General features: G+C 52.3%; 13 protein-coding genes. 10 read left to right on the forward strand and 3 right to left on the reverse strand.

Translation table 11 applies throughout. From position 1 onward, the window contains the following. Positions 1-35: 35 nt before the first annotated feature. A complete protein-coding gene (locus tag OGY33_RS23420; protein ID WP_191238878.1) occupies positions 36-1,481 on the reverse strand; it encodes a tagaturonate reductase in 1,446 nt (481 codons plus the stop codon). Positions 1,482-1,494: 13 nt separating this feature from the next. Continuing rightward, positions 1,495-2,517 (reverse strand): zinc-binding alcohol dehydrogenase family protein, encoded by a 1,023-nt coding sequence (locus tag OGY33_RS23425; RefSeq protein WP_048215005.1) that lies wholly within the window; start codon positions 2,515-2,517, stop codon positions 1,495-1,497. A 137-nt stretch (positions 2,518-2,654) separates the two neighbouring features. Here OGY33_RS23425 and OGY33_RS23430 point away from each other — a divergent pair, with 137 nt between their 5' ends. From OGY33_RS23430 to OGY33_RS23440, 3 genes are all read left to right on the forward strand, one after another. Continuing rightward, a complete protein-coding gene (locus OGY33_RS23430) occupies positions 2,655-3,569 on the forward strand; it encodes a GntR family transcriptional regulator (protein WP_103014424.1) in 915 nt (304 codons plus the stop codon). 213 nt (positions 3,570-3,782) lie between these two features. Further along, the gene (locus tag OGY33_RS23435) at positions 3,783-5,144 is read left to right on the forward strand and encodes an MFS transporter (protein WP_003845612.1); all 1,362 of its coding nucleotides are present in this window, start codon (positions 3,783-3,785) and stop codon (positions 5,142-5,144) included. A 52-nt stretch (positions 5,145-5,196) separates the two neighbouring features. After that, positions 5,197-5,712, forward strand: a complete 516-nt coding sequence (locus OGY33_RS23440) for a GNAT family N-acetyltransferase (protein ID WP_137377286.1) — start codon at positions 5,197-5,199, stop codon at positions 5,710-5,712. A gap of 105 nt (positions 5,713-5,817) precedes the next feature. On the opposite strand, the gene tsr is transcribed toward OGY33_RS23440, so the two are convergent. Further along, entirely contained in the window at positions 5,818-7,479 is a 1,662-nt protein-coding gene (gene tsr, locus OGY33_RS23445) for a methyl-accepting chemotaxis protein (RefSeq protein ID WP_008786110.1), read from the reverse strand. Between the two features lie 364 nt (positions 7,480-7,843). Between tsr and btsT the strand changes: the two genes are divergently transcribed. From btsT to OGY33_RS23480, 7 genes are all read left to right on the forward strand, one after another. Then, on the forward strand, positions 7,844-9,994 hold the full coding sequence (btsT, locus tag OGY33_RS23450; RefSeq protein WP_003830033.1) for a pyruvate/proton symporter BtsT: 2,151 nt from the start codon (positions 7,844-7,846) through the stop codon (positions 9,992-9,994). A 50-nt stretch (positions 9,995-10,044) separates the two neighbouring features. Next, the gene (locus OGY33_RS23455; RefSeq protein ID WP_003830038.1) at positions 10,045-10,239 is read left to right on the forward strand and encodes a YbdD/YjiX family protein; all 195 of its coding nucleotides are present in this window, start codon (positions 10,045-10,047) and stop codon (positions 10,237-10,239) included. Positions 10,240-10,251: 12 nt separating this feature from the next. Continuing rightward, positions 10,252-11,208, forward strand: a complete 957-nt coding sequence (gene yjiA / locus OGY33_RS23460) for a GTPase (protein ID WP_191238879.1) — start codon at positions 10,252-10,254, stop codon at positions 11,206-11,208. Positions 11,209-11,394: 186 nt separating this feature from the next. After that, complete coding sequence (locus tag OGY33_RS23465) at positions 11,395-13,242, forward strand: 3'-5' exonuclease (protein WP_191238880.1); 1,848 nt, start codon at positions 11,395-11,397, stop codon at positions 13,240-13,242. A gap of 536 nt (positions 13,243-13,778) precedes the next feature. Beyond that, positions 13,779-16,124: a type I restriction-modification system subunit M gene (locus tag OGY33_RS23470; RefSeq protein ID WP_191238881.1), complete on the forward strand. Its 2,346-nt coding sequence runs from the start codon at positions 13,779-13,781 to the stop codon at positions 16,122-16,124. Further along, complete coding sequence (locus tag OGY33_RS23475) at positions 16,124-17,434, forward strand: restriction endonuclease subunit S (RefSeq protein ID WP_191238882.1); 1,311 nt, start codon at positions 16,124-16,126, stop codon at positions 17,432-17,434. The genes OGY33_RS23470 and OGY33_RS23475 overlap by 1 nt, the downstream gene beginning before the upstream one ends. Further along, entirely contained in the window at positions 17,431-20,688 is a 3,258-nt protein-coding gene (locus OGY33_RS23480) for a type I restriction endonuclease subunit R (RefSeq protein WP_191238883.1), read from the forward strand. Before OGY33_RS23475 ends, OGY33_RS23480 begins: the two co-directional genes overlap by 4 nt. Positions 20,689-20,736: the final 48 nt, after the last annotated feature.

Consider the following 20,736-nt stretch of genomic DNA (forward strand, 5'->3'; position numbering starts at 1 on the left):
GCGCCCAACACCACACCGGGCGCTGCATGGCAACCTTATTCCAGACCGTTCACCGTCTGGCGCATACCCTGTACCAGAATCATCTCCAGATTGGTCGTCACCTGCCCGGCAAGGCCAGGTAGCAACGTCAAATCCTCTCCCCAGTGCGCCGCATCGCCAAGCACGGCATCCACCAGTTCACGCAGCGTTAAATCATTGCCTACTCGCGGCCACAGGCTGGCATACAGGCTTACCCACTGTTCATCATCCTGTATCGGATAGCGTTCCCCGTCGCGCTCTGCACGATAAAACGCCATCAGCGCAGCGAGGGCAAACGTTAACCGCACGGGCCAGCGCCCATTGTACTGACCCGCCAGCAGCTGCGGCAAAATTCGGGTGCGGAATTTGGTCATCCCATTAAGCGCAATGGAAAGCAACTGGTGGCGAATGTAGGGGTTCTGAAAACGCCCGCTCACCGCGTCGGCAAATTCACGCAATTCGTCCGCCGGGAGATCCAACACCGGAATAATCTCCTCACTAATCGCCCGCTCGACAAAGCGGCGGACATCAACATCCTGCATCGCCTCGCCAACGGTCTCCAGCCCGCACAGCCACGCGACCGGCACCAGAGCCGTATGCGCACCATTGAGGATAGCGACCTTGCGCTCTTTGTACGGTTTGATATCACTCACCACACGGATATTCAGCGGACACTGCGCCAGCTTCAGCTCCTCTGCCAGCCACTGCGGTCCCTGGATCACAAACAGGTAAAAATGCTCCGCGGTATCGAGAAACGCATCGTGATAGCCTAGCGTAGCCTCCAGCGCAGCGGCTTCTTCGCGCGGATAGCCGGTGACAATACGGTCGACCAGCGTGGAACAGAACGTGTTTGCCGTCTCCACCCAGTCGGCAAATGCCGGAGGAAGTTGCCACTCCTGCGCATACCGCAGCACCAGGGTTTTGAGCGCCTCACCGTTATAGTCGATAAGCTCGCACGGGATAATTACCCATCCCTTATCCACCGCGCCCGCAAAGTGGTTAAAACGCTCCAGCAGCAGGCGTGTCAGCTTGGCCGGAAAACTCACCGGCGGCGCATCATCCACACGGTCCGCTGCGTGATAGCTAATTCCGGCTTCGGTGGTATTCGAAAACACAAAACGGATGTCCGCATTGTGCGCCAGCGCCAGATACGCCGCGAAATCCTGATACGGGTTGATTTCGTTATTCACCGAACGGATAAGCCGTGCCTCACTCACTGCCTCACCCTGCTCGTTAAGCCCGCGTATCAGCGTGGTATACAGCCCGTCCTGGGTATTCAGCGACGGCGGAAAATCGGTATTGATCGGGCGAACGATGGTCACGCCAGCGTTCAGATCGGTTTGCTCGTTGAGGATATCCAGTTGCCAGTCAACAAACGCCCGCAGGAAGTTACCTTCACCAAACTGGATCACGCGCGTTGGGTAGCTGGCCCCCGGAAAATCACGTCGATTCAATGTCTTCATCGCATTTCCCCTCTCAGAACGTGATCACGCCTTTAATCAGCTCACGGTTGTTAATCACATCCCGTTCGTAGATTTCTGCCAGTGTGGCAAACGCGTAACGGTGCGTGAGCATCATGTCGGCGGTAAGTTTGCCTTCCGACATCAAACGGCCCACTTTGGCGAAATCTTCCGGCGTGGCGTTGCGGCTGCCCATCATGGTGGTCTCTTTCTTGTGGAACTCAGGGTCAGAGAACTGCAAATCGCCTTTGAACAGCCCAACGAAGACGATGCTGCCGCCATGACGAATCAGATTCACCGTGTTGTTCATCGCATGCTGATTCCCCGTGGCATCAATAACCTTTTGCGCCAACGAACCGCCAAACTGGTCACGCAACTGCGTATCAAAATCTTCAGCGGATGGGTCGATAACCGGGAGTCCCAACCGGGAAGACACGTGCTCCCGGCGTGCTGGACTGGTATCGGCGACCACCACCTGTGCGCCATCGGCTTTGGCAATCGCTGCCGCCCCCAGACCAATCGGACCCGCGCCGACCACCAGCACCTGCTCACCCGGAGCCACCGCCGCCCGGCGTACCGCATGAGCGCTGATAGCGTAAGGCTCAATCAGCGCCGCCGCCTGCGGGTCAATCCCCTGCGCATCCAGCAGGTTGGTCACCGGAACGGACAGATATTCACTGAAACCGCCATCCTGGTGCACGCCAATCACTGAAATCTTCTCGCAGCAGTTGGTGCGCCCGCTCAGGCATGCCGGACACTGCTGGCAGGCCACGTAAGGAATAACCGCCACCTGCTGACCATTTTTCAGATTCTGTATATTCTTACCCAGACCGACAATTTCCCCACATATTTCATGCCCTAATACACGCGGGTAGCTGAAAAAAGGTTGATTGCCACCCCAGGCATGAATATCGGTACCACAAATCCCTACCGACTTAATTTTAATTAATGCTTCACCCTCACCCGGAATAGGTATTTCGCGCTCTTTCCAGACTAATTTTTTAGGTTCCTGGCAAATCAACGTATTCATCGTAGACATGATTCTGCTCTCCTGTTTTTTTGTTGCCTCAGATATCAACGAAAATAAAAAAGACGGAGAAAGCAGAAACACAATCTGTGAATTCCAGCGCATAAAAATGTTTTAAATCGGGTTTTAATAGATAAAAAGGAGAAGCCATGAGCCGTTCGCAGAACTTACGTCACAATGTGATTAACCAGATAATCGATGATATGGCGCGTGGTCATATCCCTTCCCCACTCCCCTCACAAAGCGCACTGGCGGAGATGTACAACATCAGCCGCACCACCGTGCGCCATATGCTGAGCCACTTAAGCGAGTGCGGCGTTCTGACCCAGGTCGGCAGCCACTATGTCATCGTGCGAAAACCCGATCATGACGATGGTTTTGCCTGCACCACCGCCTCCATGACCGAGCAAAACCGGATTTTTGAACAGGCGTTTTTCACTATGATCAACCAGCGACAGCTGCGTGCAGGCGAGAGCTTCTCCGAACTGCAGCTTGCCAGAGCCGCAGGCGTCAGCCCGGTGGTAGTGCGGGAATATCTTTTAAAATTCGAACGTTACAACCTGATTAAAAACGAAAAACGCGGTCAGTGGAGCATGAAGCAGTTCGATCAGGCCTATGCGGAACAGCTGTTTGAACTCAGAGAGATGCTGGAAACGCATTCTCTGCAGCATTTCCTCAATCTGCCGGACGATGACCCGCGTTGGTTGCAGGCTAAAACGCTGCTGGAGCGCCATCGGATCCTGCGCGACAGCATTGGCAGCAGCTTTCGCATGTTCTCGCAGTTAGATCGTGAGTTCCATGCTTTGCTACTCTCCGCTGCCGATAATGTATTTTTTAATCAATCACTTGAAATCATCTCCGTGATTTTCCACTTCCACTATCAGTGGGATGAGAGCGACCTCAAGCAGCGTAACATCATTGCCATTGATGAGCACATGACCATCCTCAGCGCGCTGATATGTCGCAGCGACCTGGATGCCACCCTCGCGCTCTGTAACCATTTGAATTCAGCCAAACAATCGATGATTCGCTCCATCAACCAGGGTTGTAACGTCGCTCATTAAGTACCGATAAAAAACAGCAAATCATTACCGGGAGCACGATTTTATAAAAATAAAAACGCCTGAAAAATACCTCTTGCCTATGCTCACGCTAAGTCGACTGCATTAAAAATTTTTGTGAGCGGTGATGAGCAAATTGATTCATCACTGGTATTTTTTCAATACTGCACAGTCCTGCTGTGTGAAAAATAAATTATTGAGGTTCAGGAGTCCGGCGTGGAAAAAAATAATATTACCCTCGACCCAAGTTCTTCGTTTGGCACGTCGTCATCTGCGGATATTAATGTTCCGCCTGAGGGCATGGTGCAACGCAGTAGCCGAATTAAACGTATCCAGACCACAGCAATGATTTTATTATTTTTTGCTGCGGTGATTAATTACCTCGACCGCAGCTCACTGTCTGTCGCCAACTTAACGATTCGTGAAGAACTGGGGCTGAGCGCCACGCAAATCGGCGTGCTGCTGTCGGTATTCTCTCTCGCTTACGGTATTGCGCAACTGCCCTGCGGTCCGCTGCTGGATCGCAAAGGTCCGCGCATTATGCTGGGACTGGGGATGTTCTTCTGGTCGCTGTTTCAGGCGATGTCCGGCATGGTGCACAGCTTCACCCAGTTTGTGTTGGTGCGTATCGGGATGGGGATTGGCGAAGCGCCAATGAACCCGTGCGGCGTAAAGGTCATCAACGACTGGTTTAACATCAAAGAGCGCGGCCGCCCGATGGGATTATTCAACGCCGCCTCCACCATCGGGGTTGCCATTAGCCCGCCGATTCTGGCTGCCATGATGCTGGTAATGGGCTGGCGCTGGATGTTCATCACCATTGGCGTGCTGGGTATTTTCCTCGCCATCGGCTGGTACATGCTGTATCGCAACCGCGAGCAAATTGAGCTGAGCGCCACGGAACAAGCGTACCTGAACGCCGGTAGCGTCAATGCCCGCCGCGATCCGCTGAGCTTTGCCGAATGGCGCAGCCTGTTCCGCAACCGTACCATGTGGGGCATGATGCTGGGCTTTAGTGGCATCAACTATACCGCATGGCTATACCTGGCCTGGCTGCCGGGCTACCTGCAAACCTCCTACAACCTGGATTTAAAAAGCACCGGATTAATGGCGGCGATCCCGTTCCTGTTTGGCGCAGCCGGCATGCTGATTAACGGTTTTGTCACCGACTGGCTGGTGAAAGGCGGTATGGCACCGATTAAGAGCCGTAAGATTTGTATTATCGCCGGGATGTTCTGCTCCGCAGCCTTCACCTTCGTCGTGCCGCAGGCCACAACGTCAATGGCCGCCGTGTTACTGATCGGTATGGCGCTGTTCTGTATCCACTTCGCAGGTACCTCGTGCTGGGGTCTGATCCACGTCGCCGTCGCCTCACGTATGACCGCTTCCGTGGGCAGTATCCAGAACTTTGCCAGCTTTATCTGCGCGTCGTTCGCACCGATCGTCACCGGTTTTATTGTTGATACCACCAACTCTTTCCGCCTGGCGCTGATCATCTGCGGCTGCGTCACCATGGTGGGTGCCCTCGCCTACATCTTCCTGGTTCGCCAACCCATCAGCGATCCGCGTAAAGATTAATCCTCCAGATGCCCGATAACACCGCGTTTATCGGGCATGTTATGCTCCTCGTATGAACATCACCTTGCGCGCTACTACTCTGGCAGACACTGCCGCTCTTCCCGCCATCGAACGATCTGCGGGGCAACGTTTTTTACGCATCCCCGAACTGGCGTGGATTGCTGAAGACCAGATGTTATCCGCTGCTCAGCATCAGGCTTTTGCCGCCGCAGGCATGAGCTGGCTGGCGCAGGTCGATGCGCTTCCGGTCGGTTTTTTGGTTGCCGAAACGCTGGGGTCATCGCTGTTTATTGCTGAACTGTCGCTGCATCTGGAGTGGCAGGGAAAAGGAATTGGCCGCAGATTGATTGAGTATGTTGCCGAACAGGCGCGCGCGAAAGGTTACACGTCGCTCACGCTGACCACCTTCCGCAATGTGCCGTGGAATGCGCCATGGTACGCGCGACTGGGATTTGAAATGCTGGCTGACGAGACTCTGCCTGCAAAGTTGCGCCAGAAAAGAGAAGAGGAAGCGGCGCATGGACTGGCATTTGAATCGCGCTGCGCCATGCACCTGATGTTGCGCTAATTGCCCGATGGCGGCTACGCCTTATCGGGCCTACGTAACATTTCCGGCAACCACGTAACTTTCCCGTAGGCCGGATAAGCGATAGCGCCATCCGGCATCACAGGCTTAGAACGTTTCCCAGTTATCCCCGGCATCCGTTACCGCGGCTTTGCGCGGCTGGACCGTTGAAACCGGTTTAGCGGCCGCAACGTCACGCGCGCGCTGTTGGTCATGCTGAATACGGAACACGGCAACGGCCTGAGTAAGGCGGCTAGCCTGCTCTTCCAGCGCCGCAGCGGCGGCGGCGGATTCTTCCACCAGCGAGGCGTTCTGCTGCGTCACGCGATCCATCTCGGCAACGGCCAGACCCACCTGGTCAATACCGCGGCTCTGTTCATCAGAAGCAGAGGCGATTTCACCCATGATATCGGTCACGCGGGTTACCGCATTGACGATCTCATCCATGGTTTCACCGGCGCTTTCTACCAGGGTTGAACCGACATCCACGCGGCTGACCGAGTCTTCAATCAGGCTCTTGATCTCGCGCGCGGCCTGCGCACTACGCTGGGCCAGGTTACGCACTTCACCCGCAACCACCGCAAATCCACGGCCCTGCTCGCCTGCACGGGCTGCTTCTACCGCGGCGTTGAGTGCCAGAATGTTAGTCTGGAAGGCAATGCCGTCGATGACGCTGATAATGTCGGCGATTTTCTGCGAACTGGACGCGATGTCACGCATGGTTTGCACCACGTTATCCACCACTTTGCCGCCTTTCTGCGCGGTTTCAGAAGCACTCAGCGCCAAATGGCTGGCCTGACGCGCGTTTTCGGCGTTCTGCTTCACGGTCGCCGTCAGCTGTTCCATGCTGGCTGCGGTTTCTTCCAGAGATGCAGCCTGCTGCTCGGTACGGGAGGAGAGATCGTTATTGCCCATCGCAATCTCGCTGGCCCCACTGTAAATCGCGTTGGCACCGTTACGCACGTCACCCACGGTATTCATCAGCTCACCCTGCATGTGACGCAGGCTTTCCGCCAGTTGCCCAATCTCGTTGGACCCTTCCACTTCAATACGTTTCACCAGGTCACCGCTGGCGATATGACGAATGCTGTCGATCAGACGGTTCATAGGAGAGATAAGGGTCAGCTTGATACCAAACCAGACCGCAATAATCGCCGCCAGTACGGTAATCAGCACACAAACCAGCACCCACATCGCCTGGCTGTAAGAGCTGTTGTTATCTGCCACCGCGATGTCATACAGGCGATCGTTCTGCTGCATGTAGTTGATATATTGCTTCTCAAAACCATCCTGATAGCTCTGTGTCGGTTGATCAAAGAATGCGTTGATCTTCCCGTCACCCAGTAACTGGATCAGCTCCGCCAGCGCACCATGATAGATGTCATAGGTGCGGTTAATCTCCTGGAACGCGGCTTCGCTTTGGCGCGGATCGCGCGGGAGCGACTCGTAAATCGCCCAGTTTTTTTCCGTCAGTTTCAGCGCCGTACTCGCCACCTGCATCAGCTCGGCAACGGTCGCGCCGCTGCCGATATTGCTCTGATCCATCATGTAGCGAATGCCTGCCCGGTTTAGGGTGTTACGCGTTTGCAGCAGCTCAACCCAGGTGGCGTTCAGTGCAGACTGTTGCTGGCGAATGGTTTGCAGAACGGTAAAGTTCTCTTTGTCATTCTTAAGTGAGTTAAAAAACAAGCCGCCCGAGGCGAGCTGTAAAAGGCCAAATAACGCCAATACCAGCAGTAAGCTGGTAACAATCTTCATTCGTTTTAACATGTTTTCTCTTTCCGCTAGACAGATGTCAGAATTTTCGGCCTGGAAAGGGAAAACTTTATGAAATTTGTGCTAGTTGAATCTATCTCAGCATCGACGATTCGTCGATCCACGCCATCTGCCAAAGCGCTAAGCAGGTTTATTAGTGATCTCAATCACATAAATTTCCCCGTTCCCCCCGCAGTTTACCGCTCACTGACACTTGGGACCGCTTAAGCTGACATACAACCGCTCACTTATTTACCTTACTTTACGCGCGTAATTCTCTGGCAAGATCCCCCCAACATAGCAGTCAAATAACCTCCTCAAACACAAGATCAAACCCACGCGGCTTCGGCCAATTATTAATTAGATACCAGGTTTTACTATGGATACGAAAAAGATATTCAAGCACATACCCTGGGTGATTCTCGGAATCATCGGTGCATTCTGCCTCTCGGTAGTGGCATTACGTCGGGGTGAACACATTAGTGCCCTGTGGATCGTGGTCGCCTCAGTTTCTGTTTATCTGGTGGCCTATCGTTACTACAGCCTTTACATCGCTCAAAAGGTGATGAAACTTGACCCAACGCGTGCCACGCCGGCGGTCATCAATAATGACGGTCTGAACTACGTTCCAACCAACCGTAACGTCTTGTTTGGTCACCACTTTGCCGCTATCGCAGGTGCTGGTCCGCTGGTTGGGCCGGTACTGGCTGCTCAGATGGGCTACTTGCCTGGTACACTGTGGCTGCTGGCAGGCGTCGTGCTGGCCGGTGCGGTGCAGGACTTCATGGTGCTGTTTATCTCTTCCCGCCGTAACGGTGCATCTCTGGGTGAGATGATCAAAGAAGAGATGGGCCCAATACCGGGAACCATTGCGCTGTTCGGCTGCTTCTTAATCATGATCATCATCCTCGCAGTACTGGCGTTGATCGTGGTGAAAGCACTGGCAGAAAGCCCGTGGGGTGTGTTCACCGTCTGCTCAACCGTACCTATCGCGTTGTTCATGGGGATCTACATGCGATTCCTGCGACCGGGACGCGTGGGCGAAGTGTCGGTGATTGGTATTGTGCTGCTGGTTGCCTCTATCTACTTCGGCGGCGTGATTGCGCACGACCCGTACTGGGGCCCGGCGCTGACCTTTAAAGACACCACCATTACCTTTACCCTGATCGGCTACGCATTTATCTCTGCGCTGCTGCCGGTATGGCTGATCCTCGCCCCGCGCGACTATCTGGCTACCTTCCTGAAAATCGGCGTTATCGTCGGTCTGGCGGTGGGGATTGTTATCCTCAACCCGGAACTGAAAATGCCGGCAATGACGCAGTACGTTGATGGTACTGGCCCGCTGTGGAAAGGCGCTCTGTTCCCGTTCCTGTTCATCACCATCGCGTGTGGTGCGGTATCTGGCTTCCACGCGCTGATTGCTTCCGGTACCACACCGAAGCTGCTGGCCTGTGAAACCGATGCGCGTTTTATCGGTTACGGCGCGATGCTGATGGAATCCTTTGTCGCAATTATGGCGCTGGTTGCCGCGTCTATCATCGAACCAGGTCTGTACTTCGCGATGAACACCCCGCCTGCGGGCCTTGGCATCACCATGCCGAACCTGCATGAAATGAGCGGCGAAAACGCACCGCTGATTATGGCGCAGTTGAAAGACGTCACCGCACATGCGGCAGCGACCGTCAGCTCCTGGGGCTTCGTCATTTCGCCTGAGCAGATCCTGCAAACCGCGAAAGACATCGGTGAACCGTCCGTTCTGAACCGCGCAGGTGGCGCACCGACGCTGGCTGTTGGTATCGCTCACGTGTTCCACAAAGTGCTGCCGATGGCTGACATGGGCTTCTGGTACCACTTCGGTATTCTGTTCGAAGCGCTGTTCATCCTGACCGCACTGGATGCCGGTACCCGTTCTGGCCGCTTTATGCTGCAGGATTTGCTGGGTAACTTCGTGCCGTTCCTGAAGAAAACCGACTCCCTGGTTGCGGGTATCATCGGTACTGCGGGCTGCGTAGGCCTGTGGGGTTACCTGCTGTATCAAGGCGTTGTTGACCCGCTGGGCGGCGTTAAGAGCCTGTGGCCGCTGTTCGGTATCTCTAACCAGATGCTGGCTGCCGTGGCACTGGTTCTCGGCACCGTGGTACTGGTTAAAATGCAGCGCACCAAATACATCTGGGTTACCGTTGTTCCGGCAGTATGGCTGCTTATCTGCACCACCTGGGCGCTGGGTCTGAAACTGTTCAGCACCAACCCGCAGATGGAAGGCTTCTTCTTCATGGCGAATCAGTACAAAGAGAAGATTGCTAACGGCGGCGAACTGACCGCTCAGCAGATTGCCAACATGAACCACATCGTCGTCAACAACTACACCAACGCAGGTCTGAGTATTCTGTTCCTGGTGGTGGTGTACAGCATCATTTTCTACGGGTTCCGTACCTGGCAGAAAGCCCGCGCCATCAACGGTCGCTCTGATAAAGAGACACCGTATGTACCGGTGCCGGAAGGCGGCGTGAAGACCTCTTCACACCACTAAGATGTATTCAGCCCCGCTCCGGCGGGGCTTTTCGCTTATCAGGATTGTTTATGTTTGGTACTTTAGGGCAAGCTAAAAAATATCTCGGTCAGGCGGCGAAGATGCTGATTGGCATTCCGGACTACGACAACTATGTCGAGCACATGAAGACCAACCATCCCGATAAGCCGTACATGACCTACGAAGAATTCTTCCGCGAGCGCCAGGAAGCCCGCTACGGTAGCGGCGGAAGCAGTTGCTGTTAGAAGGAGAAGTGAATGACCCCGATTGCAGTTACCCTACTCACCGGTTTTCTTGGCGCGGGTAAAACCACCCTGCTGCGCCATATTCTCAACGAGCAGCACGGTTACAAGATTGCCGTTATCGAAAACGAATTCGGTGAAGTCTCGGTGGATGATCAGCTGATTGGCGATCGCGCCACGCAGATCAAAACCCTGACCAACGGCTGTATTTGCTGTACCCGCTCCAGTGAACTGGAAGACGCATTGTTAGACCTGCTCGACAACCTCGACAAAGGCGCCATCAATTTCGACCGTCTGGTGATCGAGTGTACCGGCATGGCCGACCCCGGCCCGATTATTCAGACATTTTTCTCCCATGAAGTGATTTGCGAACGCTACCTGCTGGACGGCGTAATTGCGCTGGTTGACGCGGTACATGCCGACGATCAGATGAACCAGTTCACCATCGCCCAGTCGCAGGTAGGCTACGCAGACCGGATCCTGCTGACCAAAACCGACGTCGCAGGTGAAAGCGAAAAACTGCGTGAGCGCCTGGCGCGCATCAACGCCCGTGCGCCGATTTACACCGTGACGCATGGTGATATCGACCTCTCCCTACTGTTCGATACCAACGGTTTTATGCTGGAAGAGAACGTAGTCAGCGCCAAACCGCGCTTCCACTTTATCGCCGACAAGCAAAACGATATCTCCTCGATCGTCGTCGAGCTGGATTACCCGGTCAACATTAGCGACGTGTCGCGAGTGATGGAAAACCTGCTGCTGGAATCCGCCGAGAAGCTGCTGCGCTACAAAGGTATGCTGTGGATTGAAGGCGAGCCAAACCGCCTGCTGTTCCAGGGCGTCCAGCGCCTGTACAGCGCCGACTGGGACCGCCCGTGGGGCGACGAGCAACCGCACAGCCAACTGGTGTTTATCGGCATTAATTTGCCGGAAGACGAGATCAGAGCCGCGTTTGCGGGATTGAAGAAGTAAACAGCCGCTCCCTTTTATTTGTGAAAGGGAGCAAATATCTCCGAAGAAAATATCTCGTATCACGCTTTCTGTTTGTAATATTGTCTGTTAATGTCATTAACCATGATGAATTCATGTTTTTATTAATATCCATCAGAATATTAATTTAGCATATTTATATAATTTTCATGAATTGGTAGGCGTAACATGGCAATCATTATTCCCACAATAAGCAGTTGTAGCGAGAAAATTACTGCCGGCGAGAAAAGACTGGCAAGACTTCTGGAAGGGGGACTCAGCGAACAGTGTACCTGCTGGTATGACACCCGAATGGGGGACAAACAAGAGCATCCGGATTTTGTCATTCTAACCCCCGAAAAAGGTTTGTTATTTATAGAAGTGAAAGACTGGTTTATTACAAAAATTAAATCCGCCAACAAATCACATATTCATTATGAAACTAAAGACGGCATTCAACCGTTCAAAAACCCGCTCGAACAGGTTCGTCAATATACCTTTCACACTATCGATAGCCTAAAAAAAGATCCGCTGCTTCGCCAGCAACAAGGAGATTATGAAGGGCACTTTATTATGCCGTATGGGTTCGGTGTTTATTTGAGCAATATCACCCGAGCACAGCTAGAAAAGAGTTTCACTCCCGAAGTGCTAAATGAACTATTCCCAGCCAATCAGGTTATTTGCAAAGATGAGCTCAGCGAGTTTATGACCAGGGAGCAAATCTCAGCCCGGCTCGAATCCCTTCTCAGACATAACTTCGCTCATCGCACAACACCACAGCAACTCGACCGTATCCGATGGCATCTATATCCCGATGTACGCATTAACGCATCGGTTACGCAGGTTGATCTGGACAATTTTACGTTCCACACCCCTGATGTGGTTTGCATGATGGACAGGAACCAGGAACAACTCGCCAGAAGCATGGGTGCAGGACACCGCGTTATTCATGGCGTGGCAGGATCCGGTAAAACGCTCATTTTGCACCACCGTTGTATTGAACTTGCCAACAATATTGAAAACACCAAGCCGATCCTGGTAATTTGCTACAACATCACGCTGGCCAAAAAACTCAAATCACAGCTTGAGCAGCACACTTTAAGACTTCCCGTCGAAGTCATCCATTTTCATGCCTGGTGTTATCAACAGTTAAATGCACATCATTGTCTTCCGCCGAAAAGCAAAAACTTTATTGAGTTGATGGAAAAAGCGCTGACGGTGGCATTTGAAGAGGGGATTATAAAACCGGAGCAATACAGCGCAGTCCTGATAGACGAGGGACACGATTTCAAACCGGAGTGGCTGAGAATACTCGCACGTATGCCGGACAACAAAGATAACTCACTTCTTTTCCTCTACGATGACGCCCAGTCTATCTACCAGAAAAAGAAAGCCCTCGACTTCACACTCTCTAGTGTCAATATTAAAGCCCTCGGCCGCACTACGATCCTGAATACCAACTATCGTAATACCCGGCAAATACTCCATTTCGCCAGCAGCATGGCGTTTAACTACCTCAATAATCACATTGAAGCCGCGCTCAAATACCAGCAACCCGATGCGGGAGGCTTGTCCGGCACTTACCCGGCACTGGCCAGCTTTGATAATCAGGACGAGGAGATTACTCGCGTGCTCGACTGGGTTACAGAGCAGCGGCAGCAAGGGGTTGCATGGTCAGATATTGCCATCTTATGCCCTTCAACCTACAGCATTTCGGATATGCTGGGGCCAAGACTCGCGGCTCGCAAAATTCCCTATCAAATGATTGTCACCAGCGATGATAAAAAGCACTGGTCGCCGCAAAATGATTTCCTTTGTGTAATGCCTTTACCAAGCAGTAAGGGACTTGAATTTCACTCAGTGGCTATTATGGATGCCGCAAAGGAAAGGGATGAGGAAGATCTGAGTGACGACATCAAGCGTCTGTATGTCGGATTTACCCGCGCACGCCAGAATCTTTTGGTGACAATGCACGGGACAGGGAGCTTGCGCGACCATCTTATCAACACCTACGAAAATAGCGCAAAAGTGATCTAACGGAGCCACGCCAGGAATCCGTAAATATTCCCCTCTCCCTACAGAGGAGAGGGATGAATTTTATTTTTACCCTTCCAACTGCGTTACAACCCACTGTTCACAGCCTGACTCTGGCTTCTTTAAAGCCTTCACGCTGATGAAGGTGGTAACCGGTTTGTCATCTCAGCATGATGGCGCAGGTGTTCCACTAATTTGATAGCCACGGTTATTTTAGCGCAGAGCCGCAGCAGAAATAACCGCCCTAATACCCGGTGGCGCTACGCTTACCGGGCCTACAAATGGCACTTTCCTGTAGGCCGGATAAGGCGCAGCCGCCATCCGGCATATCTCCCCAACCGTTTATCGCATTCTTGCAGAGCGAGAATGCTGTTTTTCCTCTCTCCTAAAAACATTCATTAAAATGATCTTTGGTGATAAATGATCACTGAAAATTATAAAAACTCGTTATAAATGATCAACTTACAAATTTCTGGTAAAAAGGAGACTATCTACCCGAAGAAAAAATAAGCCTCATCACAGAGGCCAGGACAGTATTTATGACATCAGGAAATTTCACCCAGACGGCCGCTTTTCTTTGGTCGGTCGCCGACCTGCTGCGCGGCGATTTTAAACAATCACAGTATGGCCGCATTATTCTCCCCTTCACCCTGCTGCGCCGACTGGAGTGTGTGCTCGAAGACAGCAAAGAGGCCGTACTTGCTCAGGCAGAAAAAATTAAAGCACTCAATTTGCCGGAAGAAGCGCAAGAGAAGATGCTCCTGCGCGCCGCAGATGGCCTGACTTTCTTTAACACCTCGCCTATGGATCTCAGCAAGATGGGGCAAAACGGCATCAAAGCCAACCTGGAAAAGTACGTTCAATCCTTTTCAACCGATGCCCGTGAGATTTTCGACCACTTCAAGTTCAACGAGTTTGTGGGTCAACTGGAAGAGGCCAACCTGCTGTATAAAGTGGTACAAAAGTTCTCGAATGCAGATTTAAGCCCGGGCGCCATTTCCAACCATGATATGGGACTGGTGTTTGAAGAGTTAATCCGCCGTTTTGCGGAAGGTTCGAATGAGACAGCCGGTGAGCACTTTACCCCACGTGATATCGTACGCCTGACCACTTCGCTGGTATTCATCGGCGACGACGACGCGCTCACCAAAGACGGTATTATTCGCACCATCTACGACCCAACGGCGGGCACTGGCGGCTTTCTCTCCTCCGGGATGGAATATCTGCACGAGCTGAACCCTAATGCGGTGATGCGCGCTTTTGGCCAGGAGCTAAACCCGGAGTCATACGCCATCTGTAAAGCAGATATGCTGATTAAAGGCCAGGATGTCAGCCGTATCAAACTCGGCAATACGCTTTCAAACGATCAGTTGCCCGCCGAGAAATTCGATTACATGCTCTCCAACCCACCGTTCGGCGTGGACTGGAAAAAGATCGAAGGCGAGATCGGCGACGAGCACGCACAGAAAGGTTTTGACGGACGCTTTGGCCCCGGCCTGCCGCGCGTCTCCGATGGATCGTTGCTGTTCCTGCTGCATTTGATCAGCAAAATGCGCGACGCCCATAGCGGCGGCGGTCGCATTGGTATCATCCTTAACGGCTCCCCGCTGTTTACCGGCGGCGCGGGCAGCGGTGAAAGCGAGATCCGCCGCCACATTCTGGAAGCCGATCTGCTGGAAGGCATCATCGCCCTGCCGACGGACATGTTCTACAACACCGGTATCGCCACCTACGTGTGGATCCTCTCCAACAAGAAAGCGCCGGAGCGCAAAGGCAAAGTCCAACTGATCGACGGCAGCAACCTGTGCGGCAAAATGCGCAAGTCGCTGGGTTCAAAGCGTAACCTGATGGGGGAAGACGATATCCGGCTCATCACCCAAACCTTTGGCGATTTTGAAGCAATAGTGACCACCACGCTGGAAGCTCTGGGGCTGGAGAAAGCGCCGGAGCAAAAATCCAGCCGCGGTCGTCAGTCTGCAACCGCGAAAAGCGAAGCGCCGAAAACCTTCGCCAGTAAGATCTTCAACAGCACCGATTTTGGCTATCGCCGCCTGACCATTGAGCGCCCGCTGCGCCTGTCGGCACAAATTACCGATGAGGCCATTGCCGCATTACGCTTTGCGCCGAAGCCGTTTAACGCGCCGATGGAATGCCTGTTTGACGCATTTGCCGCCCACTGGCAGACAGATAGTTACGGTGATTTCTTTGCGTTAGAAGCCGAAGCCCGCGCCATAATCAAAGCCGAGTTTGCCGAGCTGAAAGAGAAACAAATCAAAGACCTGCTCGACAGCAAACTGTGGCTGGCCCAGCGCGGATTAATGGAAAAAGCCCGGCATATTCAGGCCGCGTTTGGCGATAAGCCTGGCGGCATTTCCGGCGTCAGCGATGACTTTAATCAGTTCCAGACAGACTTAAAAAGCGCGCTGAAAACCGCCGGTGTGAAGCTGGATGCCAAAGAGAACAAGCAGTTTATCGACGCGGTAACCCGCAAAAACCCGGACGCCGCGCCGGTGGTGAAGAAGGTATTAAAAGAAGACGCCCAGCCGCTGTACGGCGCGTTTGCCTATCGTGGGCAGGTGGTGGAGTTTGAGCAGGACGGCGACCTGCGGGATAACGAGAACGTGCCGCTCAACCCTGTCGTTTCCACCAGCGATCTGATCGAGGGCTACGTCAAAGCGGAAGTGTTGCCGCACGTTCCCGACGCGTGGATCAACGCCGACAAGCGTGATGCGATTGACGGCGAGATCGGTATTGTCGGCTATGAGATCCCATTTAATCGTCATTTCTATGTGTACACGCCGCCGCGATCGCTGGAGGAAATTGATGCTGATTTAGATGCGGTAAGTGCCGAGATTATGCAGCTGCTGCGGGAGGTACACTCCTGATGGCTAAGTATAAGGCGTATTCGGAGTATAGGGATTCTGGGGTGGAGTGGTTAGGGGAAATACCAGCTCATTGGAATATTAAACGTTTGGGTCAGTTCTTTGAAGAACGAAGAGTAAAGGTTAGTGATAAAGATTACCCTGCTTTATCGGTTACTATGCAAGGTATAGTTCCTCAACTAGATACAGCTGCGAAAACTGAAGCTGGAGATAACCGTAAATTAGTTTTAAAAGATGACTTTGTGATAAATAGCCGTTCTGACAGAAAGGGGTCAGCTGGTATATCCCGATTTAACGGCTCGGTATCCTTAATTAGTATTGTCATGCGCCCAAAGAGTATTAACCCAAGATTCGCACATTACCTACTCAGGAGTCGTCAGTTTCAAGAGGAATTTTATCGTTACGGGAAAGGGATCGTTGCAGATTTGTGGAGTACTAACTCTTCAGAAATGAAAAATATACTACTCCCAGAAATTCAATTTCTTGAAAGCGAACAAATTGCGAGTTTTCTCAATCATGAAACTGCAAAAATCGATAACCTTATAGAGAAACAACAACAGCTTATTGAACTATTAAAAGAAAAACGTCAGGCAGTGATTAGCCATGCTGTAACCAAAGGGCTAAATCCTGATGTGCCGATGAAAGATTCAGGTATTGAGTGGTTGGATTCTATCCCCTCGTCATGGGAAGTTAAACCAACGTATGCCATATGTTCAGCTTCTACCGAAAAAAACACTGATGGTTTAGAAAATAATGTACTTTCATTAAGTTATGGCAATATTATAAAAAGAAAAACTGATACAAATTTCGGATTATTACCTGACTCATTTAACACTTATCAGATAGTAAAAGATGGAGATATAATACTAAGGCTAACTGACTTACAAAATGATAAAAATAGTTTACGGGTTGGACTAGTGACCCAGAGTGGAATTATTACACCGGCTTATTTAAAGCTTAGCGTAAAACACGCTATAACACCATCATTTTCATATTACCTACTTCATACCTATGATATTTTTAAAGTGTTTTATGGCATGGGCGGAGGCCTGAGACAATCAATGAAATTTGAAGATTTTCGTAGATTACCACTGCTAATACCATCGAAAATAGAACAAGAGAGTATCGTCACTTTCATTGATAAAAGAATCATCAAAATCGACATCCTAATCGAAAAACAACTCCAGCAAATCGCCCTCCTCAAAGAACGCCGCACCGCCCTTATCTCCGCCGCCGTCACCGGTAAAATCGACGTCCGCAACTGGCGCGTCCCCAACGAGCAAACCGCAGGCGAAGCGGAGGTCGCCGTATGACTCCCGACATCACTCGCGAGATCAACCTGCAAAACGACATCATCCGCCAGATGTCCGCCAACGGCTGGATTGTCGGCAAAGGCGACGGCTACGATCGCGAACGCGCGCTCTACGTGCAGGACACGCTGCAATTCGTGCAAACCACCCAGCCGCAGGAGTGGGAAAAGTTTGCGAAGGTTTACCCCAACGACACCGAACGTCATTTTCTCGATAACCTGGTTACTCAACTGCAAAAAGCCGACATCAACGCCACCGATATGCTGTCGCGCAGTTGGGGCACGCTCGGCGTACTGCGTCATGGTCTGAAGATCCGTAACGCCCGCTTTTTTCTCTGCCAGTTTAAACCGGAGCACACTCTCAACCCGGACACCCTCGCGCGCTATCTGCAGAATCTCTGCCGTATTGTGCCGGAGCTGGTCTACAGCCCTTACGCCAACGCAGCCGATGACAATGAACTGAAAGCGAAACGCTGGCGTATCGATCTGGTGCTGTTTATCAACGGTCTGCCGGTTGCCACGCTGGAATTGAAATCCGAGTTTAAGCAGGCGGTGCAGAACGCCATCACGCAGTATAAGAAAACCCGGCTGCCGAAAGATCCGGTCACCAATAAGCCAGAGCCGCTGCTGACCTTTAAGCGCGGGGCGCTGGTGCACTTCGCCGTCAGCCAGTTCGACGTCTATATGGCGACCAAACTCGCGGGCGACGACACCTTCTTCCTGCCGTTCAACAAAGGCACCAAAGTAGGCGGCGCGGGCAATGACATCCCGGAAGACGCGGGCCGCTATGCGACCGACTATCTGTGGAACGAAGTGCTGCAGCCGGATAACCTGCTGAAAATCCTTGCCAACTTCGTACATCTGCAAATCGAAGAGAAAGAGGACTGGAACGGGCAGAAGTACAAAAAAGAGAGTCTGATCTTCCCGCGCTATCACCAGTGGGATGTGGTCAACAAACTGCTACAGGCCGCGTCGTTCGAGGGGACCGGCAACAAATATCTGATCCAGCACAGCGCCGGTTCCGGCAAATCGAACTCCATTGCCTGGACTGCGCACCAGCTTTCTCGCCTGTATGATGACAGCGGCGAGAAGCTGTTTCACTCGGTCATTGTGGTTACCGATCGCACGGTGCTCGACGATCAGCTGCAGGACACCATTTACCAGTTTGAACATGCCGACGGCGTGGTCGGGCGCATCAATAATAAAGAGGGTGATGGCTCCAAGTCGGAAAAGCTGGCCAGCGCGCTGGAACACTCGCAGCCGATTATTATCGTCACCATCCAGACCTTCCCGTTCGTGCTGAAAGCGATTGAAAACAGCGTCAGCCTGAAGCAGCGTAAATACGCGGTGATTGCCGATGAAGCCCACTCGTCGCAAAGTGGATCCACGGCGCGGCAGCTAAAAGAAGTGCTGATGAGCGAAGAGCGGGATGACGACACGGTACTGTCGTCAGAAGACAGCCTCAACGCCACCATTGCTGCACGTCGCAACAGCGGCAACCTGAACTATTATGCGTTCACCGCCACGCCGAAAGCCAAAACTCTGGAGCTTTTTGGTCGCCTCCCGCACCCAGGCGAACCGGCATCGGCCACCAACAAACCAGCGGCATTCCACGTATACACCATGCGTCAGGCCATCGAGGAAGGCTTTATTCTCGATGTACTGAAAAACTACACCAGCTATAAAGTGGCGTATCAGCTGCTGCAAAAGCTGGAAGATAAAGACCGCGAAGTGGACAGCAATCGAGCCAAGGTCAGGCTGAACCAGTGGGTGACGCTGCACGATTACAACGTCTCGCAGAAGGTGAAAGTGATCGTCGAGCACTTTCGTAAGCATGTGATGAACCTGCTCGGCGGGCAGGCAAAAGCGATGGTGGTCACCAGTTCACGCAAGGCGGCGGTACGTTACAAACAGGCATTTGATAAGTACATCACCGAAAACCGCTATGCAAAAATCAGCGCCATGGTGGCGTTTTCCGGCGAAGTCGAGTTTCAGGAGAGCGACCCTAACAGCGACGCATTACTGAACCAGAAATTCACCGAAGCAAACATGAATCCGGGGCTGAAAGGCCGGGATATGCGTAAAGCATTCGACAGCGATGATTACCAGGTGATGCTGGTCGCCAATAAGTTCCAGACCGGTTTTGACCAGCCTAAACTGTGCGCTATGTATGTCGATAAAGCCCTCGGCGGCGTTGAATGCGTCCAGACGCTTTCGCGGCTGAATCGCACCTACCCGGGCAAAGCGGAATCAGGTACTTTTGTGCTCGATTTTTATAACGAGCCGCAGGATATTCTGGATGCCTTCCAGCCCTATTATCAGACCGCCGAGCTAACCGACGTCAGCGATCCCCAACAGGTATTTGATCTGTTTGAGAAACTACGTGCCAGCCAGATTTTTCAGTGGAACGAAGTGGATCAGTTCTGTGACGCATTTTTCACGAAAAACAAATCCAACGCCGCCATCAGTAATATCTGCCGCCCGGCCGTCGAGCGCTGGCAGAAGCGTTATGCCCTCGCCGTCGACACATATCTGACCGCCAAAGAGATGTTTGAAAGAACCAAAAAAACCGGTGATGTGGTGCTGATCACCAATGCCGAAAACAGCTTCAAAGCCTGCAAGCAGGAAAAAGATCGGCTGGAGATTTTCAAGAAGGATCTCGGCAGCTTTGTGCGTTTTTACGAGTTTATGTCGCAGATCGTCGAGTACGATGACAAAGATCTGGAAAAACTCAGCCTGTTCGCCCGCCATCTACGACCTTTGTTGCACGAACAGCGGCTGGAGGAAGACGAGATCGATCTCAGCAACGTGGAGATGAGCCACTACCGCTTATCGAAGATCCACGAACAGCATTTGAAGCTACAGGAAGATGCTGCGGAATATACGCTCGATCCCAGTAACGACGTGGGTACGGCGAAACCGAAAGACAAGAAAGAGGAGTTTCTGTCGCAGATTTTGTCGCGAATGAATGAGCTGTTTATCACCGACCATCTGACGGATAAAGATATGCTCAGCAGCGCAATGACCGTGTTTAATAAAATCAGTGAGAATGAAACTGTGATGAAACAAATCAGGAATAACAGTCCCGAGCAGGCGATATTAGGCGATTTTTTCAAGGCGGTGGACGACGCGGTGATGGACAGCGACGAAGCGCGACAAGAATTTATGCTGCAGTATTTATCGAACCCGCAGTGCGCTAAGGGCTTTGCCCGCCTGATGTTTGATATGGCGACGGGTCATTTAACGTTGCCTGCATAAGGTGTTTATAATGTGCAAGCCGTTCGGGAGTAAGCAATAGCATATGCA

Origin of the sequence: Citrobacter sp. Cpo032 (assembly GCF_030332975.1) — a bacterium.
In the GTDB taxonomy this organism is placed as follows: Bacteria; Pseudomonadota; Gammaproteobacteria; order Enterobacterales; family Enterobacteriaceae; genus Citrobacter; species Citrobacter portucalensis.

Bases quoted from the DNA above. Each gene is read 5' to 3' on its own strand.
- tsr (WP_008786110.1), bottom strand. From the start codon at position 7,479: ATGTTAAAACGAATGAAGATTGTTACCAGCTTACTGCTGGTATTGGCG.
- OGY33_RS23430 (WP_103014424.1), top strand. From the start codon at position 2,655: ATGAGCCGTTCGCAGAACTTACGTCACAATGTGATTAACCAGATAATC.
- btsT (WP_003830033.1), top strand. From the start codon at position 7,844: ATGGATACGAAAAAGATATTCAAGCACATACCCTGGGTGATTCTCGGA.
- OGY33_RS23440 (WP_137377286.1), top strand. From the start codon at position 5,197: ATGAACATCACCTTGCGCGCTACTACTCTGGCAGACACTGCCGCTCTT.
- OGY33_RS23455 (WP_003830038.1), top strand. From the start codon at position 10,045: ATGTTTGGTACTTTAGGGCAAGCTAAAAAATATCTCGGTCAGGCGGCG.
- yjiA (WP_191238879.1), top strand. From the start codon at position 10,252: ATGACCCCGATTGCAGTTACCCTACTCACCGGTTTTCTTGGCGCGGGT.
- OGY33_RS23475 (WP_191238882.1), top strand. From the start codon at position 16,124: ATGGCTAAGTATAAGGCGTATTCGGAGTATAGGGATTCTGGGGTGGAG.
- OGY33_RS23425 (WP_048215005.1), bottom strand. From the start codon at position 2,517: ATGTCTACGATGAATACGTTGATTTGCCAGGAACCTAAAAAATTAGTC.
- OGY33_RS23465 (WP_191238880.1), top strand. From the start codon at position 11,395: ATGGCAATCATTATTCCCACAATAAGCAGTTGTAGCGAGAAAATTACT.
- OGY33_RS23470 (WP_191238881.1), top strand. From the start codon at position 13,779: ATGACATCAGGAAATTTCACCCAGACGGCCGCTTTTCTTTGGTCGGTC.
- OGY33_RS23480 (WP_191238883.1), top strand. From the start codon at position 17,431: ATGACTCCCGACATCACTCGCGAGATCAACCTGCAAAACGACATCATC.
- OGY33_RS23420 (WP_191238878.1), bottom strand. From the start codon at position 1,481: ATGAAGACATTGAATCGACGTGATTTTCCGGGGGCCAGCTACCCAACG.